General features: G+C 62.8%; 16 protein-coding genes. 4 read left to right on the forward strand and 12 right to left on the reverse strand.

All coding sequences use genetic code 11. From position 1 onward, the window contains the following. Positions 1-3 precede the first annotated feature (3 nt). The 7 genes from NKI72_RS23840 to NKI72_RS23870 all read right to left on the reverse strand — a co-directional run bounded on the left by NKI72_RS23840 (position 4) and on the right by NKI72_RS23870 (position 7,749). Complete coding sequence (locus tag NKI72_RS23840) at positions 4-918, reverse strand: sugar phosphate isomerase/epimerase family protein (RefSeq protein ID WP_352772987.1); 915 nt, start codon at positions 916-918, stop codon at positions 4-6. Positions 919-944: 26 nt separating this feature from the next. After that, complete coding sequence (locus NKI72_RS23845; RefSeq protein ID WP_352851032.1) at positions 945-2,033, reverse strand: Gfo/Idh/MocA family protein; 1,089 nt, start codon at positions 2,031-2,033, stop codon at positions 945-947. A gap of 50 nt (positions 2,034-2,083) precedes the next feature. Beyond that, the gene (locus NKI72_RS23850; protein ID WP_352851016.1) at positions 2,084-3,145 is read right to left on the reverse strand and encodes an ABC transporter ATP-binding protein; all 1,062 of its coding nucleotides are present in this window, start codon (positions 3,143-3,145) and stop codon (positions 2,084-2,086) included. 4 nt (positions 3,146-3,149) lie between these two features. Further along, positions 3,150-4,241: an ABC transporter ATP-binding protein gene (locus tag NKI72_RS23855; protein WP_352851018.1), complete on the reverse strand. Its 1,092-nt coding sequence runs from the start codon at positions 4,239-4,241 to the stop codon at positions 3,150-3,152. Further along, positions 4,241-5,200 carry a carbohydrate ABC transporter permease gene (locus NKI72_RS23860; RefSeq protein WP_352505504.1) on the reverse strand — a complete coding sequence of 320 codons (960 nt, stop codon included), beginning with the start codon at positions 5,198-5,200 and terminating at the stop codon, positions 4,241-4,243. The genes NKI72_RS23855 and NKI72_RS23860 overlap by 1 nt, the downstream gene beginning before the upstream one ends. Beyond that, entirely contained in the window at positions 5,197-6,057 is an 861-nt protein-coding gene (locus NKI72_RS23865; protein WP_254820511.1) for a carbohydrate ABC transporter permease, read from the reverse strand. The genes NKI72_RS23860 and NKI72_RS23865 overlap by 4 nt, the downstream gene beginning before the upstream one ends. Positions 6,058-6,135: 78 nt before the next feature. Further along, a complete protein-coding gene (locus NKI72_RS23870) occupies positions 6,136-7,749 on the reverse strand; it encodes an extracellular solute-binding protein (RefSeq protein WP_352474231.1) in 1,614 nt (537 codons plus the stop codon). Between the two features lie 373 nt (positions 7,750-8,122). On the opposite strand from NKI72_RS23870, the gene NKI72_RS23875 reads away from it, so the two are divergent. Next, positions 8,123-9,154 carry a LacI family DNA-binding transcriptional regulator gene (locus tag NKI72_RS23875; protein WP_352819973.1) on the forward strand — a complete coding sequence of 344 codons (1,032 nt, stop codon included), beginning with the start codon at positions 8,123-8,125 and terminating at the stop codon, positions 9,152-9,154. 243 nt (positions 9,155-9,397) lie between these two features. Continuing rightward, the gene (locus NKI72_RS23880; RefSeq protein WP_352851019.1) at positions 9,398-12,616 is read left to right on the forward strand and encodes a TonB-dependent hemoglobin/transferrin/lactoferrin family receptor; all 3,219 of its coding nucleotides are present in this window, start codon (positions 9,398-9,400) and stop codon (positions 12,614-12,616) included. On the opposite strand, the gene NKI72_RS23885 is transcribed toward NKI72_RS23880, so the two are convergent. From NKI72_RS23885 to NKI72_RS23895, 3 genes are all read right to left on the reverse strand, one after another. Further along, positions 12,613-13,035 carry an aconitase X swivel domain-containing protein gene (locus NKI72_RS23885; protein ID WP_352773004.1) on the reverse strand — a complete coding sequence of 141 codons (423 nt, stop codon included), beginning with the start codon at positions 13,033-13,035 and terminating at the stop codon, positions 12,613-12,615. The two genes, NKI72_RS23880 and NKI72_RS23885, sit on opposite strands and share 4 nt — an antisense overlap. Continuing rightward, positions 13,032-14,282 (reverse strand): aconitase X, encoded by a 1,251-nt coding sequence (locus NKI72_RS23890; protein ID WP_352851020.1) that lies wholly within the window; start codon positions 14,280-14,282, stop codon positions 13,032-13,034. The genes NKI72_RS23885 and NKI72_RS23890 overlap by 4 nt, the downstream gene beginning before the upstream one ends. A gap of 200 nt (positions 14,283-14,482) precedes the next feature. After that, entirely contained in the window at positions 14,483-14,737 is a 255-nt protein-coding gene (locus tag NKI72_RS23895) for a hypothetical protein (RefSeq protein ID WP_352474222.1), read from the reverse strand. Between the two features lie 275 nt (positions 14,738-15,012). On the opposite strand from NKI72_RS23895, the gene NKI72_RS23900 reads away from it, so the two are divergent. Next, on the forward strand, positions 15,013-15,345 hold the full coding sequence (locus NKI72_RS23900; protein WP_352474220.1) for a hypothetical protein: 333 nt from the start codon (positions 15,013-15,015) through the stop codon (positions 15,343-15,345). Between the two features lie 142 nt (positions 15,346-15,487). On the opposite strand, the gene NKI72_RS23905 is transcribed toward NKI72_RS23900, so the two are convergent. Beyond that, entirely contained in the window at positions 15,488-16,144 is a 657-nt protein-coding gene (locus NKI72_RS23905) for a hypothetical protein (protein ID WP_352851033.1), read from the reverse strand. A 417-nt stretch (positions 16,145-16,561) separates the two neighbouring features. Between NKI72_RS23905 and NKI72_RS23910 the strand changes: the two genes are divergently transcribed. Beyond that, positions 16,562-16,867 carry a hypothetical protein gene (locus tag NKI72_RS23910; RefSeq protein ID WP_352851021.1) on the forward strand — a complete coding sequence of 102 codons (306 nt, stop codon included), beginning with the start codon at positions 16,562-16,564 and terminating at the stop codon, positions 16,865-16,867. Positions 16,868-17,004: 137 nt separating this feature from the next. Here the strand turns inward: NKI72_RS23910 and NKI72_RS23915 are convergent, their stop codons facing one another. Beyond that, positions 17,005-17,232 (reverse strand): DUF2934 domain-containing protein, encoded by a 228-nt coding sequence (locus NKI72_RS23915; protein ID WP_352851023.1) that lies wholly within the window; start codon positions 17,230-17,232, stop codon positions 17,005-17,007. Positions 17,233-17,288: the final 56 nt, after the last annotated feature.

Genomic DNA, 17,288 nt, shown 5'->3' on the forward strand with positions numbered 1-17,288 from the left:
CCATCACAGTCCGTTGGCGCGGAATTTCCCGTCGAGGAATTTCTTGGCGCGCGGCACGTCGTCTTCCGAAAGATGCTCGATGATGACCGGGATGTTCGGGTGCTTTTCGGCCAGCCGCTTGAGATAGAGGTCGTAGTTCAGCGAACCGAGACCGGGCGCCGGCAGCTCGATCTCGCCGACGCCGCGGAAAGTGTGGCTCTCCAGCGCGTCCTCGTCGCCGATGTCGGCGTGCTTCTCCGACTTGTCGCCGCCTGAGCGTTTGACGTCCTTGGCGTGGGCTATCTTGATCTTGTCGGTCAGCGTGTCGAACACCTGGTTCAGGATCTGGTCCATCCTGTCGATGTTGTGCGTTTCGAAATAGTTGGTCGGGTCCATCAGCAGGCCGAGGCCTGGGTGGTCGACCTGCGCGAACATCCTCACCGTCTCCTCGACCGAGCCGACGACATTGTTGACATAGGTCTCGAGCAGGAAGACCGCGCCGTGGTCATAGGCGGTCTGGGCAAGGTCGGCGATGACCTTGCGGCATTCCTCAAAACCTTCCTCGGTCTTGTTCTTCGGGTGATGCACCCAGTCGGACTCGGTGTTGTAGGTACCGGTTTCCGAGATCACGTAAGGGGTGCCGAAATGGCGTGCGTTGCGGATGATCTCCTTCAAATAGCCGACGCGCCTCTCGCGCTCGCCCATATCCGGATGGATGATGTTGGTGTAGCCCGATACGCAGCAGATCGGCAGATTGTGGTCGCGGAACGTATCGCGGACAGTCTTGGCCTTGTCCTTGGTGATCTGTCCGGCGGAAAGGTCGATATCCCTGAAATGCAGGTCGAGCTGCACGGTGTTGAAATCGAGCGCACGGATCTTCTGCGCGGTCTCCTTGAGGCCATACGGGAAATAACCCGTGAAAATACCTGCCTGCATCATGGTGTGAAGTCCTCCCTGTAAGTGATTCAGTCAGTTGATATTTCGGAAAGTTTGACTGTCCGGCCCTTGTCGATCGAACGATAGCCGGCTTCGACCAGCGCCATAGTCTTGACGTTGTCGGCGACCGACAGCGCCGGCGGCTCGCCCGTCTTGACCGCGTGCTGGAGCTGCTCCATGACGCCGATAAAAGCATGCGGGAACCACATCGTGTCCCAGCTGGGTGTCACCCATTCACCACCGGTAGTCTCGGTCGAGGCATAGGTCAGCGTCGAGGCAGCGCCAGTCGGCCAGCCGATGGTGCCCTTGGCGACGCCCTTGGTGCCGTCGACGCGCCAATTGATGTGCTGGTCGTCCTTGTAGTCCTCCTGGCGCGGACCGGACCAGACATCCTCAAGCGATACGGCAAGCACGCCCGACGGGAACTTGATCGTCGACACGGTGATGCCGTCCGAATGGTCGAAGCGGGTGCGCGGGTCCTTGCGGGTCAGGGTGGTGATCTCCAGGGGATCGCCGAACAGGAACCGCAGTACGTCGAGATGATGGACGCTCATATTGGCGAGCGTCAGCCGGTCATAGTCCTCGAGGAAGCTCTGCCAGTGCGGGATCGCATGCATGTCGATCTGGGCGAAAACGATGTCGCCGAGCGCGCCGCTATCGATGATCTGCTTCAAGACGCGCATCGACTGGTCGTAACGCATGTTCTGGTTGACCGAGAGGATCTTGTCGGCCTTGGCCGCCTCGTCGCGGAGTTTGACGGCCTCTTCAAGGGACAGCGCCAATGGCTTCTGCGCCAGGATCGCCTTGATATGTGCTTGCTTCAGCGCATGGCGGATCAGCGCCGGCTGCTGGTCGGGCGGAAAGGCAAGGTCGATGATCTCGACGTTCTTGTCCTCGATGAGCTGTTCCGGCGTGTCGTGGACGGTTGGGATATCCCAGCGTTTGGCGACCTTCTCGGCGCTGGCCTTGGTCCGCGAGGCAATCGCCGCCACGGGGAAACCGGCTTCCTTATAGGCGGCAAGGTGACATTCGGCCATGATCATGCCGGCGCCGACGCAGCCGATCCTGTATTCCCTGGTGCGGACTTTAACGTCCGGCTCGAAGCCGTTGCCCGCCATTTCTTGGCTTGCCATATGTTCCTCCCGAAGCTCGTTCCTTGCCGCCGCCGTCATCTTGCCAGCGCTCCCCCGCTCTGTCCGAAATAATGCACCCTGCCGGGCTCGCAGGATATCGCCACCATCGCGTCCGGCCTGATGTCTGGCTGGCCGCGCAACAGCGCCCGCAGACGCGCCTGCCCGGCGGCGAGCGTCACAACGGTGTAGCCGCCGAGCGGCTCGACCTCGAACACTCGCGCCGGGCGGCCCGCGCCCCCCTCCGACCAGGCCTTGACCTTGATGTCTTCCGGCCTGAGTCCAATTTCCACGGCATCGGCCGGGGCGCCGGTATCCGCGATGCGGATCGTGCCTTCCGCCGCCTCCACGCCTTCGGCGCCGTGCACCGACTTCAATATGTTCATCATCGGCGACCCGAGCAGCCGCGCCACATAGGTGCTGGCTGGCCGGTCATAGATCTCGGCCGGCGCGCCGATCTGCCTGATCTTGCCGTTCTCCAGAATGGCCATTCGGTCGGCGACCGACATCGCTTCTTCCTGGTCGTGCGTGACATAGATCAGCGTCTTGCCGAGCTCGCGCTGGATGCGCTTCAGCTCGACCCGCGTTTCCTCGCGCAGCCGGGCGTCGAGCGCCGAAATCGGGTCGTCCATCAGATAGGCGGCCGGGTCGCGCACCAGCGCACGGGCGATCGCCACGCGCTGCCGCTCGCCGCCTGAAAGCTGTGCCGGCGGCTTGTGCAGGATATGGCCGATATGCAGCTTGGCCGCGACGTCGGCGACGCGCTTTTCGATCTCGGCTTCGGCGACCCGGCGTTCGACCAGCGGAAAGCGGATGTTGGCGCGCGCGCTCATATGCGGAAACAGCGCCAAATTCTGGAACACCATGGCGACGTTGCGCTCGGCCGGCGACACCGTGTTGACCGGCTTTCCGCCGATCAGGATCTCGCCCGCGTCCGGGGTTTCCAGCCCGAGCACCAGACGCAGTATCGTCGACTTGCCCGACAGCGGCGGCCCGAAGAAGCAGAAGAACTCATTGTCGTTGACAGTGAACGAGGCGTCGTCGACGGCGAGCGTGTTGCCGTAGCGTTTGGTCACATTGCGGAAGGCGATATTGGCCATGGTCTCAGCCCGCTCTCAAGGCAAGGCCGGTGACGGCGTCGAAGACGCGCACCGCCTCCACCGCAGGTGCGACGACGGCTGTCTGCCCGATCGCCAGCCCGACATCATTGTCGAACACCGCCTTCACCGCAGTCTCGCCGTCGCCAAGGTGGATGATGGTGCGCGCGCCGATCCGCTCGACGAAACTCACCGGCATGGACAGGCCACGGCCGTCTTCAGCCAGCGTCACCTGCTCCGGTCGAAAGCCATAAAACACCTCGCCGCGCATCCTGCGTACGGCATTGGCGATCTCGACCGGCAGCGGCGGTGTCACGCCGAGTGGGCCGAGATCGACGACCAGGCCACGGTCGCTTTCCGCCGGCCAGCCCTTGAGCAGGTTCATGCCCGGCGCGCCGATGAAGCGGGCGACGAAGACATTGGCCGGATCGTTGTAGACTTCCAGCGGCGTGCCGACTTGCTGCAGCACGCCATGGTCCATCACCGCGATGCGGTCGGCCATGGTCATCGCTTCGAGCTGGTCGTGGGTGACGTAGACCATGGTCTGCCGGAACTGCCGCTGCAACTGCTTCAGTTCGGTCCGCATCACCGCCCGGAATGCGGCATCGACATTGGAAAGCGGCTCGTCGAGCAGGAAGATCGCCGGCTCCATGATCGCCGAACGGCCGATCGCCACTCGCTGCAATATGTTGACCGACAGCCTGTCCGCCTTGCGGTCGAGCAGCGGCGTCAGTTGCAGCATCTCGGCAATGGCGCCGACACGGCGGCCGATCTCGGCCTTTGGTGCGCCGCGCATTTTCGGCCCGTAGGCGAGGTTCTGCCGCACGCTCATATGAGTGAAGATCGCATAGTTCTGGAAGACGAAGCCGACGCCGCGCCGCCCCATCGGCACGCCGGCCATGTCGCGCTCGCCGAACAGGATCTTGCCGCTGGTCGGCTCTTCCATGCCGGCGATCATGTTCATCGTCGTCGACTTGCCGCAGCCGGACGGCCCCAGCAGCGCCATGAACTCGCCATCGGCAATGGCCAGATCCATCGTCTTCAGCGCGGTGAAATCGCCAAATTTCTTGACCAGGTTCTGCAGATGGATGGTGCTCATCAGGCCGCCACCTCGCGTACCCGAGCCATGCGTTTCATGGCAAACACCGCGGCGATGGACAGCACGATCAATATGGCCAGCGCGATTGCCGCCACATAGCCCCAGATCAGGTCCTGGGTGGTGAGCTTGTAGATGTAAACGGAGATGGTTTCGGTAGCGACGCCAGGACCGCCGCCGGTCATGATGTAGAGCGTGTCGAAGATCTTGAAGTTCTCGATCACCCTGATCGCCAGCGCGATGATGATGATCGTCTTCATCTTCGGCAGCACGATGGTGATGAATCGCTGCCAAGGGTTGGCACCGAGCAGCGTCGCCGCCTTGATCTGGTCCTCAGGCACGCCGACCAGGCCGGCAAGCAGGATCAGGAACATCAGCGGCGTCCACTGCCAGATATCGGCGACCATGACGGCGATGAGCGCCAGCGTCGGGTCCGACAGCCAGGCGATGGTGACGGGAAAGCCTGAGATCGCCGACAGGATGTCGTTGACCGGGCCGCCCGACTGAAACAGCATGAAGAACATGTAGCCGGCCACCGCCGGCACCACCATCATCGGCATCAAGAGGATCGAGTAGAAGATCCGCTTGCCGGGGAACTCGTCGGCAAACAGTGTCGCGAGCGCCAAGCCGAGCAGGAACTCCGCCGGCACGCAGACGATCATGACGATGGCCGTGCGCTTCAGCGCACTCCAGAAGCGCGCATCGGCGGCAAGGTCGGTGTAGTTGGCGAAACTGTTCCACATCGACCAGGCGTTCCACCAGCCGGTGCCCGACAGCGGCGACCAGTCGGTCAGGCTGATGTAGAGCTGCATCAGGAGCGGGAAGACGGCGATGAACAGCACCAGGATCTGCGCCGGCAGCGTCAGCCGGAATCCGAGCTTTGCGCCCTCGTCCGGCAGCACCGACGCCGCTTTGGAGGCTTGCATGTCGCCCTCCGAAATCGTCGCAGTCACCGCGCTCATTGCTTGAGCGCCCCGAAGGTCAGTCCGCGCACCAGATGGCGCTGGATGGCGATGCCCATGATGACAGGCGGCACTGCGGCTATCAGGCCGAGCGCCGCCTTGGCGCCGTAGAGTTGGCCGGTCATCGAGGAGGACAGCGAGGCCATGTAGACAGGGACCGTCACCCATTCGCGCGTCGTCAGAAGCAGCGCAATCAGATAGTCCGACCAGTTGAGAATGAAGACGAACAGCGCGGCACTGGCCAGCGGCGCGCGCATCATCGGCAGCGTGATGCGCGTGAAGACGCGCCACCGCGAGCAGCCCTCGACCAGCGCCGCCTCCTCGATCTCGCGCGGCATGTCGTCGAAGAAGGTCTTCATCAGCCAGAAGGCGAAAGGCAGCGTGACGATGCCGTAGATCAACGACAGCCCCCACCAGCTGTCGGTGAAGTTGAGGAAGGCCCACATGATCATCACCGGGGTCATGACCGCCATCGGCGGAAACAGGCGAAGCTGGATCAGCGCCAGCGGCAGGTTCTGGCCCGAGCCGAAGCGCGACAGCCCGTAGGCCGCCGCGGTGCCCGCCGACATGGCGATTGCCGTACCGAATGTGGCCGACAGCAGCGACGACAGGATCGGCTTCAAAGCTGTGCGGTCGAGGGCGACGATCAGATTGTTGGTCGATTCACCGAAGACGAAGCGGAAATTGCTGAGTGTCGGGTTCTTCGGCCACCATGTCAGGTCGGCGCCGGTCGCCGACCATTCGGCGATCGGCTTGAACGCCATCGACACCATCCACAGGATCGGCACCAGCGTCACCGCCATCGCCGCAAGGATCGCGGCATAGCGGAATATCTCGAAAGGAACTGAACGCTTCATCTTGCGGCTTTGCTGGGCCCTTCGTTGCCGAGGGGAAGAGCGACCGCTCCTCCCCTTCTTGGTAGGATCCTGGAAGGATCAGGCGATCGGATCGAGGACGGTCGGCCAGGCCTCCTTGTTGGTCTTGATGGCTTCGAGAAGCTTCTCCTCGCCGGTGCGGCGGGCAATCTTCTTCCACTCGGCCTCGGTGTCGGCCATCGCCTGCTCGGCTGTCTTGGCCTTGGTCAGCGCGGCGACGAGGTTCTCGTCCAGCGCGTTGTGGAAGGCGGTAGCGCCGGGATAGTTGATTGTGGGCACGGTGCGGGCGACCGTCTCTCGCACCACGTCCATGTGGTAGGCGTGATAGGTCTGGCGAACCAGCGGATCCGAGAAATCCGATAGCCGGAACGGATCGAAGTAGCCGCCCGGATTGGCAGTCATCCAGGCGTAGATGCGGCTTGAGCCCAGCCACTGCAGGAACAGGTAGCAGGCCTCCGGATTCTTGGCTTGCGAGGACACCGACGCCGACAGATTGAGCCACAGCACCGACCGGCTGACCAGCTTGCCGTCGATTTCGCGGCCGGGCGGCAGCATCGAGCCGATCTTGCCGGTGACAGCTGAATCCTTGTTGCCGGCATTGTCGAGGAATTTCGGCAGATTGGAGAAGGCGCAGGTCATGGCCGCGCCGCCCTTGGCGAAATTGCCGTACTGCTCCGGCCAGCCCCAGGAGATCGCATCCGGCGAATGGTGCGAAAGCGACGCGATGTACTCGCTGGTCGCCGCGATACCTTGCTCCGAATTGATCAGCGGCTTGCCGGTATCGTCGAACAAGAACTGATTGGGCGAAGCCATTGAGACATAACGCTGATACCAGTTGGTGTAGCCCCAGCCCTGGTTGCGCAGATCGGTCGAGCCGAACAGGCCCTTGTCCGGGCGCTGGAAGAAAGCCGCGATCTCGTCATGCTGCTTCCAGGTCTTCGGCGCCGCCAGTTCATAGCCGTATTTGTCGGAGAAAGCCTTCTTCTCGGCTGCGTCGCCGAACAGATCGGTGCGGTAGACCCAGGTCTGGAAATCGCCATCCAGCGACACGCCGTAGGTCGAGCCGCGATACTGGTTGAGCAGCGAGACGCCCTTGGCGCCGTCGACATAGCCGCGCTCGGGATCGTCCCATTCCGGCTTGTATTGCGCGACGAAGTCGTCGAGCTTGAGGATGCCGCCGGTTTCGGCGAGGTCGCCAAGACGGTTCCATTCGACCGCGTAGATGTCATACGCCCCACCCTTGGTGGAGATGTCCTGCATCGTCTTGGTGAATTCCTGGCCGTTGGGCACACCGACGATTTCCAACGGAATGCCGGTTTCCTTCTCCCAGAGATCCTTGATCGACGGCGCGCCGGCCGGAAACGGCTGGGTCAACTGGCCGATCGAGCCGTCGGACAGGCCAAGTACGATCTTGGCCGGCGCCTTGCCGGCGCCCTTCATCGCCTTGGCCGCCTCGATGGCGCGGCCCTCCGGCGTATCGGCACCATATTGATAGCGCTCCGAACCGTCGAAACCCGTCGGGCCACCGATCATGCCGGGCGCCAGGGCATCGGCCGCATAGGCACGGCTCGGGCGAATGAATTTCGGTGCAATACCTGCGGCGGCAACAAGGACTGCCGCCTTTCCACCGGACGCCAGCAAACGGCGCCGCGACACGCGGACCAAATTCGACATTGGAACTCCTCCCTCAGGGCCTTGTTTCCTCCACGGCCCTTATGATGGATATTGACGGCACTATACGAAGCCTGTCAACATCATAAATAATCAAAATACATCATAACATCTCACGGGAGGGGAAGAATGGCGTTTGTAAGGGCTCTCATACTGAAGCCGGTGCTTGAATTTGAGGGAGCCCGGCTGCCCACCTCCCCGCTTTGGTCTGCTTGGGCACTCTGGTGTAGCGCAACGGCTTGCGCATCGGCCAAGGCCGGTTACATCATTTCCCATCAGAATCGCGGACGGCGATGAAGCCGCTCTCCGACGGTGGACCCATGAAATGCGTGATCTCGATGCGCCCCTGGCGCGTTTTGGAATGAGGTGATCGACAGTGCGGTCCACCCTGACAGACATAGCCCGGGAGGCCGGCGTTTCGGCCGCCACGGTCGACCGTGTGCTCAACAACCGCGCCGGGGTCAGGGCGCGCACCCGTGAGGTCGTGCTCGAAACGGCACAGCGGCTTGGCTATATCGCTGAAAATTCGAATAATCCGAGCTCGCTCAACGCGGTTACTGGCGAGGTCATACGGCTGGATTTCGCCCTGCCCGCCGGCACCAATTCCTTCATCAAGATGCTGCACCGCCAGATCGAGGCGCAGGCGCAGGCGCGGCCCGACCTCGACGTCCGTGTCGCTACTATCGAAGGCTTCAATCCGGACCGGCTTGCGCGTCTGCTGCAGGAACTGCACGGGCAGACGCAGGGCGTCGGTGTGATCGCGCTCGACCATCCGACGGTCCGCGAGGCGATCCGCTCGCTTTCGGCCAGCGGCGTCAAGGTCGTCACCATCGCTTCCGACATCCTGCATGTGCCGAGGGTTGCCTATATCGGCATCGACAACCGCGCCGCCGGCCGGCTCGCCGGCTATCTGCTCAACCGCTTCATGGGTGCCGGGCGTCCGGGCAAGGTCGCGCTGTTCGCAGGTTCGCTCTCCTACCGCGGCCACGAAGAGCGCGAGATGGGCTTCCGCCACATACTGGCGGAAGAATCGCCCAATCTGCAGATCGTCGAGATGCGCGAGATGCTCGACGACCGGGAGAAGGCCTATTCGGAGGCCTCCGCCCTGCTGGACCGGCACCCGGACCTGGCCGCCATCTACAATGTCGGCGCCGGCAACACCGGCATCGCCCGCGCCCTCAAGGAGCGCGGGCGCGCGCTGTCGACGGTCTTTCTCGGCCATGAGGTGACGGAAGGCACCAAGGAGCTTCTGCTCGACGGCACGCTGGACGCGGTCATCGACCAGAACCCGCGCGTCGAAGCCCGCGAGGCGCTCAACACCTTGAGCCATGCGGTCAGGGGCTTGCCTTACGAATTGCACCAGCCAAGGCTGCAGGTGATCTTCAGGGAAAGCATTCCGGAGATCTGAACCAGTCGTGCAAGTGAGACCTGGTGTTCTTTGGAAATCAGGACGCTCGGGCGAAATGTTTGGCGGCAAAACTCGACAGTCCAACTGAGAATCTCCGATCGCATTCGGCGTAAAATTAAGTTGACTACTATCATCATGTTTTAATAAGTACCCCTGCCCGGCCGTGTGTCGAGGCTTCTCCATCATGCCAGCCAGGGCCAACGGCCGCCGCCAGCAATCTTTGCTTTTCCCGGGGCTGCACGCATGAAACAGACAAGCAACAAGACCTTGATGGCGAGCACCGCGCTCGCCTTCGCGCTCGGCCTGTGTGCCGCGCCGCTGGCCGCCGCGCAGAAGCCGGAGAAGAACGGCGCCGCCGCCAAGGCCGACCGGCCGGTCAAGGTCGCCCAGCAGGCTAGAACTGGGCAGAACGAGCCGACCGTGCTCGACCTGATCACCATCTCGGCGACGATGATCAAGACGGCGATTATCGAATCGATGGCCGCCATCAGCGCCGTCGATCAGGAAGAGCTCGAACGCATCCAGCCTGACACCGCCGCCGACATGTTCCGCACCACGCCCGGCGTTGCCGCTTCGATGAACGGCGACGATCCGGCAACCGCCATCAACATTCGCGGCCTCGAACAATATGGCCGTGTGGTGGTGACGCTCGACGGCGCCCGCCAGGATTACTGGCGCGTCGGCCACGGCTCGGGCTCGTTCTATGTCGAGCCGGAACTAATCAAGGAAGCGACCGTCATTCGCGGCCCGGTCTCGAACGCCTATGGCTCGGGCGGCATCGGCGGCGTTGTCTCCTTCGAAACCAGGGATGCCGGCGATTTCCTCAAGCAGGACGAGCGCTGGGCGCTGAGCGAGAAGCTGGGCTATGAGGATAATGGCGACGGCTTCACCACCAGCACCACCGGCGCCTACCGTTTCAGCGACGACGCCGACATCATCGGCAACCTCATTTATCGCGACCGCGACAGCTACACCGATGGCAATGGCGACGCCGTGCCATGGACCGGCGAGAGCATCACCAGCGGCTATATGAAGGCGACCCTGCGGCCGGCCGACGGCCACGAGCTCAAGCTCGGCGCGATCCTGCAGCGCTACAATGACCAGATCACCGGATCGAGCGGCTCGACCTCGCCAACGCTGAGCCGCTACGACACCGACACGACCAACCAGACCTACACGGCTGCTTATATGTGGAGGCCGGACGACAACGAACTGATCGACCTCAGTGTCAACGCATACCACAACCGCACGCGCGCCGAGCAGACGCAGGTCTGGCCGGCAACGGCGATCGGCAACTTCCGCTATTACGACGTCGCCACGACCGGCTTCAACCTGAAGAACTCCTCGCGTTTCGACGCCTGGGAGTTGGCACATACCCTCACCTACGGTCTCGACTACTACTATCTGGAGGCCACGTCGGAGGCCGCGCATTTCGGTTCGGGCGAGCAGCAGGGTTATGGCGGCTTCCTGCAATGGCAGGGCGACTACAGCGACTGGCTGCAGCTCATCGCCGCCATGCGCTATGACGGCTACCAGCTCGACGGCAAAACGAAGACCGTGCCGCCGGCGGAAGCCTCGATTTCGGGCGATCGCTGGTCGCCTCGCCTCACCGTCGGCGTGACGCCGTTGGATGGCTTCCAGCTCTACGGCACCTATTCGGAAGGCTACCGGGCACCAGGCCTGCAGGACGTCTATCGCGGCGGCGGCGTGCATGGCGGCGGCGACAGCTACCAGCCTAACCTGCTTCTGCAGCCCGAAACGGCGAAGAACTGGGAAGCCGGGATCAATCTGAGATATGACGATGTGCTGGCCGCAGGCGACCTGTTTCGTGCCAAGGTCAACGTCTTCCACACCGCCGTCGAAGACTATATCGACGTCGACCTCACCGTTTTGCCGCGTATGGCGATCAACATCGGCGACGCGCGGCTGAAGGGCGTCGAGGCCGAAGCCGTCTACGACTATGGCTGGGGGTTCGCGAACCTCGCCGGCGCCCTGATCGACGCCAAGGTCGTCAGCGGCGTCTATTCCGGCCAGACGCTGAACAACACGCCGCTCGACCGCTTCTCGGCGACCGTCGGCTTCCGCATGCTGGAAGACCAGCTCACCATCGGTGCGCAATATCTCAGCGTCGGCAAGATCACCCGGACAAGCCGCACCAATCCCGACGCGCCGGTCGTTGTCGATGACGGCTTCGACCTGGTCAACGTCTTTGCCAACTGGCGCATCAACGACTACGCCAAGCTCGATTTCAGCGTCGATAACGTCTTCAACACCGCCTACACCGACCCGCAAAGCGCCTGGTCGACGACGGCGGCGACGGAACAGGGCAAGGGCCGCACCTTCAAGGTGGCGCTCACAGGCAGGATTCGGAGGTTGAGAATGAGGGAAGCTTCAGTGAGCGGACTGGCCTGCGAAGCGCGCTTGAACCTGCGCAACCTGCCGCATTACATCGACCGCATCAGCGACAGGCTGCAGAGCTTCGATGCCGATGCCTCGCGGGAGGGGCAGCGGCTCGACTTCCGCTTCGCCTTCGGCGACGCGTCCCTTGACATGGAGCGGCTGGTGATGCGGGCCAACGCCGCCGACCGCGATGGGCTGGCCCGCATCAAGGACCTGCTGGCCACCGCCGTAGAGGTATATGCCAAGGAAGAAAGTCCCGAGATCGTCTGGACCGGCGATCTCGCCGAAGAAACCCGCCTCGCGCAGTTCCGTGAGATGGTCGTCACCCAAGTCGGCGACCTGACGCGGCATATGCGCCGCATCCGCTTCGCCGGCGAGGATCTCTCTCGTTTTGCGAAATTCGGCGGCATGCATATCCGCATGCTGTTTCCGACCAGGGACGTCCCCGATCCGCTCTGGCCCGTGCTCGGCAGCAATGGCCTCCCGGCATGGCCCTCGGACGACAGGCGCCCAGCAGCGCGCGTCTACACCATCCGGGCCCTCGACGTCGAAATGGGCATCATCGAGGTCGACTTCCTCATCCACCCCGGCGACAGCGTCGGCGCCCGCTGGGCCATGCAGGCGGCGCCCGGCATGAAGATCGGCATGATGGGGCCGGTCGGCCGTCGGGTGCGACCGGCGTCCTGGTATCTCATGGGCGCCGACGAAACCGGCCTGCCGGCGCTGGCTCGCATGCTGGAGACTCTGCCCGCCGAGACCAAAGGCGTGGCCTTCATAGAGATCGCCGACGATGGCGAACGGCAGGTCGTCGACAACGCAACCGGAATAGAGGTGCACTGGCTGCCGAGAAATGGGGTGCCAGCCGGGCTCGACGACAGGCTGGCGCGCGCCATCCGGTCAGTCGCATGGCCGACCGGTTCGGCATTCGGCTGGTTTGCGGCCGAAGCGGCAGCCGCCACGACGGTGCGCGAACACTGGCGCGGCACGCTGGCGCTCGGCCGCAACGAAACACTGGCGGCAGCCTACTGGCGGCGGGGCGCGGCGGGACTGATGGCCGGCTAGAGCTTGCTCACCATCGCTTGCGCATCTTCGCCCAGACCGATTGCGATCCGGTCGCCGGAGACAATGCCTGACATGTCGCAGACAACCAGCGGCATGCTGATTTTGTAGAGGAATTCGGCAACGATGGCGCCGACGGCAAGGATCGGGTCCGGCCGCTCCAGGATAATGCCGGCCGGCGCCGTGCCTCTGCGGATCGCTTCGGCCAGAACCGAAGACGAGGACGACGACCCTCGCCCGCTCGGCATCACCAGGATCTTGCCGGCGATATTGCCGCCCAGGTCCGGATGCGAATGGTCGATGATGTCGCCCGTTTCGACGTCGATCCCGCCCCAGAAGCTGAGCGCCTGCGAAAGCACCAGCGCTGGGCCTTGGGCCGAGCCGGAAAGGTGGAATGTACCGGTTCTGGCCGGCGTCTTCATGGCGCGCCTCGCACGACGCGGCCGGCCGCAGCCGAGCGGACGCAGTCTTCCATGTCACCGAAGGCCACCGAGACACCGATATTGCCAGGTGCGTAATGCGCCCATTTGCCCGAATTGGTCATCACCACGCCATCGAGACGCTCGAGGATCGACGTAACATAGGTGCAGGTGTCGGTGACCGGAACGAGGCCGAAGGCTTCCATGCCGGCCAGTGCGCCTTCGTCCTGCAGCCGCGTCAGCGTCGCGCGCCCTGTGTTGACATAGATCGGGACACCTTTGCCTGGACCGACTTCGCGCAGCAGCGGCAACAGGCGCATCCACTCTTCATGGGAGAAATGCGGCGTGCCTAACGACACGGCTGCGAGCTGCACGCCGTCGGGAACGCTCGACAGCCTGGCCAGCGCATGGTGGATGTCAGCGCGAGAGATCCGGATTTTTTCCTCCGGCGCCAGGCCGTGCAACGCCTCATCCGGCGTCTTCGCCTCCGGCGTGATGCCGACGGCATGAAACAGCGCCACGGCACCCGTCGTTGCCGCCGCCGCCCCCAGCGCCTTCAATTGGTCCTCGTCGCGCGGCTGCGGCAGGCCCGATATGACAGGGATGCGGTCGCCAGCCCTTTGCCCGATGATCAGCCCGACGCCGACAAACAGAGCGTCACTTGGCTCGAAAGCAACGTCAGTCAGCTCGAACAGGACCTGGCCTCGTCGATTTTCACTCAGATGCAGCCCCCATGCCGGCGCGCGCCCGGTCATTGCGCAGCACAAATCGATAAAATCGCCATAGCGGTTGGTCCGCGCCCCGATCACCGAATTGGCAAAGACGATGGCGTTGGATTCACCCCAGGCGATCTGCTCGCCGAACCTTGGCCGGAACCGGGTCAGATAGGGTGCGCAGGTGAAGGTCGGCTGGCAGCCGAGTTCCAGATGCGCCTTCATCAGGCGTCGCGCCGGCGTTTCTTGCGACACCGGCATCTTCACCAATCCGGGATGGATGAGGTCGAACGAACCGACATTCAGCGTCGTCGGCACCCGAACGCGGCCGCCGCCCTCGATCAGCCTTTCGACGAAATCGAGGCTGGCCTGGCCGTGATAGAGGCAGCCGTCGATATGGGCACCGGCAATGTCCAGCAACTTGCGCGCGCCGACCGCCTTCGAAAAGGCAACCAGGATCGTCATGGCGGCAGCCGCTGCCGAGCCTTGCTCGCCATGCAGCATCGACTGGTCGCCGGCCGTCAATTCCAGCGTCATCGGCAATATTCCCGAGCCCGCACTATGCCGATCAAGCACTCCCTGATTACGGAGCGTCTGGCAAGACAGAGCTTTGGATCTCTTCTACTTCGCAGCCGTCAGCAGACCAGACGTTCACAGCTCATCGCGAAGCAAGAGAGACGCGAAGCACGGTCGCAGAGCGGGCGATCCGCGGCGGAAACGGCGCTATTCCTTCGGCGCTATTCCTTCTGGGACGGTCCGTCGGCCGCGCTGCGGTCACCATCTGCAGAATGCGGCAGAATGCCGAAATCGCGCGACTTGGTCCCATGCGCCGCCGTCAGGAAACCATCGGCTGTGAGACCTCGCCTCAAAAGCTCACGTACCGCGGCCGACCGGCTCGGCATGTGCTTGTCGAAGCGCCAGTTCTCCAACGCCGCCAGTTCATCGACGGTCAGCATGATCTGCAATCGTTCCGGGCGTTCCAGTTCGGACATCTCGGCCTCCTGTCACACCAGCCTAAATGCAGCTGAGTTAGTGTGTTCCTAATTTTCTGTAGAGTTAGGTACGTGAGCAGAATGCGTCAAGGCCTTCGGATCAGCGAGTCATGCAGAAGTCAGATGAAGCGGATCAAGCGTCAGGTAGGCAATCAACAAAATACGCTAACTATTTGACATAAAACGAGTTTTTAAGGAATTTCGCTTGCCAATCGCGAATCCTGGGCGCATCGTGGAACATGAGGGACAAACCGCTCCTGAAGGGAAGGTTTTCCATGCGCTACGGATTTTCGGTTCGCCTGCACGAAGACGTCAGTTCCCGAGTTCGGGCTGTATTACGGTCCGGGATTGCCATCAATCTGACTGCTGTCGCCGAAGCCGCGCGACTGCAGAACCTCGCCGAGAATGTTGCGCGCGAGGACATCGAATGGCTCGTCATGCAAGCAGCCCAGCTCTACGGGGCGGCTATCGAGTTCGATGGCTTCGCGGAAACCGATCTGGCGGAGTTTGCGTGCCCTCAGCTGATGCAAAGCAGCCCGGCCGCGGGCTGGGACTCCCTGGAAGACGAAGCGTCCGCTTCGCCGGATCCTGGCCGTCAAACACACTGAGCGCGTGCTCGTGTGAGCCCCGCTATGCTCTCGCCACGTGCTCGGCAACAAAGCCCGCCGCAATTGCGGGCTTTGGACTGCTGGAGGTTTGGTGGACGAAGGCCTCTCCGGCCCGGTCCGACATTCATCCGATGTATTCGCCTTAGCGGCGGGCGATCAGCAGGCACAATTGGCGCAGATCGCTGTCGTAAGTGCCTTCGCTGCCGAGCACGTCAACGCAGCGCTTCTTCATCCTGGCCAACTTGTCGCCCGACATGTCGGCAACGACCTGAGGCAAGCTGGGATTGCTGGGGTTGCTGGGATTGGAAGGGCTGCCCGGGTTGGACGGATTGCTCGGATTGGTACCACCGCCGATCCCGACACCGGCGCCGACATTGATGCCGCTGCCGATACCTACCCCCGCGCCGGCAGCAATGCCACCGGAACCGCCGATCGTCGCGCCGGCACCGGCGTTGATGCCGCTTCTGCCCCCGACCGATGCGCCGGCGCCCGCCGCGATTCCGCTGGAACCGCCAACCGTCGCGCCGGCACCGGCGTTGATGCCGCTACTGCCGCCCAACGACGCACCGAGGCCTGCCTTGATGCCGCCGCTGCCGCCAACCGTCGCGCCGGCACCGGCGTTGATGCCGCCGCGACCGCCAACCGTCGCGCCGAGGCCGGCTTTGATGCCGCCGTTGCCGCCGATGGATGTTCCAACACCAACGGCAATTCCGTCCGCGGCATTCACGGGCATCGAGAGCATGAAAATAACTGCGCTGCCTGCCACCGCATCGGTGATTGTTTTGATTAAGGTGGTCATAACACTCTCCTTGCTGTAGTTGCGCTGAACAGCCCGCGACGTCGCCGGTTGCATACCTACTAATTTGCAAGAAGATGATCGGTTTCGTTGCCGATCAGCTCGCTGGCCTCATGGTATATTTTCAAATAACAGCCGCGTGAAATTTGTAGTGAAATTTTCCGAAAGTTTTACTTGGGATGGTCTCTACCAATTGAAGCGATGGCGCCGCAATAGACGAACGTTGCGACGGTCGGCGGCCAAAGAAGGCGAATTCCTAATCAGCAAACCACAACATCAAACCTACCTACGGTAATAGAACAAGGGGGGCCGAGAAGATCCGCGCTGCGCGGGTTGGCTTCACTGTGCTGCGTCATTTTTGCCGGAACCTTTCCATCACCCGGGTTGTTTTTTCTGTAGTCGCCACATGATGATAACCCAATGATGGAGATCAACATGCTTACGAAAATCGTGACAGCTTCCATACTTGCAGCCGGTCTGGCGACCGCGGCGATGGCCCAGAACGCCGGGTCGGACAACAATGCGCCTGGCAGCGAGAAGAGCATCGTCGTCCAGCCCAAGCCGAACGGTATTGACCCTGGCACGACCCGCAGCACGATGGGCACGACGGGTACCATGAACTCCAATGCGGATGAAAACTGCCCTGCAACCCCGCAAGGAGCTCAACCCGATGCATCCAACAAGCCTGCCGGGACGGTTTCACCGACTGTCAATTGCGGTAAGTAGTTAGCCGCGCCAATCGGGCTTGCCATCGCGGGCTTGCGGCAGCAGGACCGGTCAGGACGGGTTTTGCTGCCGATCATGGAACGATGTATGGGCCGACCACCCGCGAGATCCAGCGTTGGAATCAAATCCGCTTGCGTTCACGCGTTACGTGGTCGCGCCTTGGATTTGCTTCCGTCCTTGCTGGCGGCCGGCTTAGGCTGGCGTGCTTTCGGCTTCGGTCGGCTGGCGGTCTCCGGCGCGGCGGTTTCTGCGTCGATTTCGGCGGTAGCCTGATCCCAATGCTGCTGATGCGCCCCGTCGGGCCTGCCTGCCTGTTCCCAGATCGCGTGTGCTCGCTGGCGAATCCGTTCCTGCCTGTCCGTCACTGATACCTCCGTCGGCTCGGTTGATGCGTAAGCAACCTTGTTCTAGCTGAAATTTC

Source organism: Mesorhizobium sp. M0437 (genome assembly GCF_040321335.1).
Lineage (GTDB): Bacteria > Pseudomonadota > Alphaproteobacteria > Rhizobiales > Rhizobiaceae > Mesorhizobium.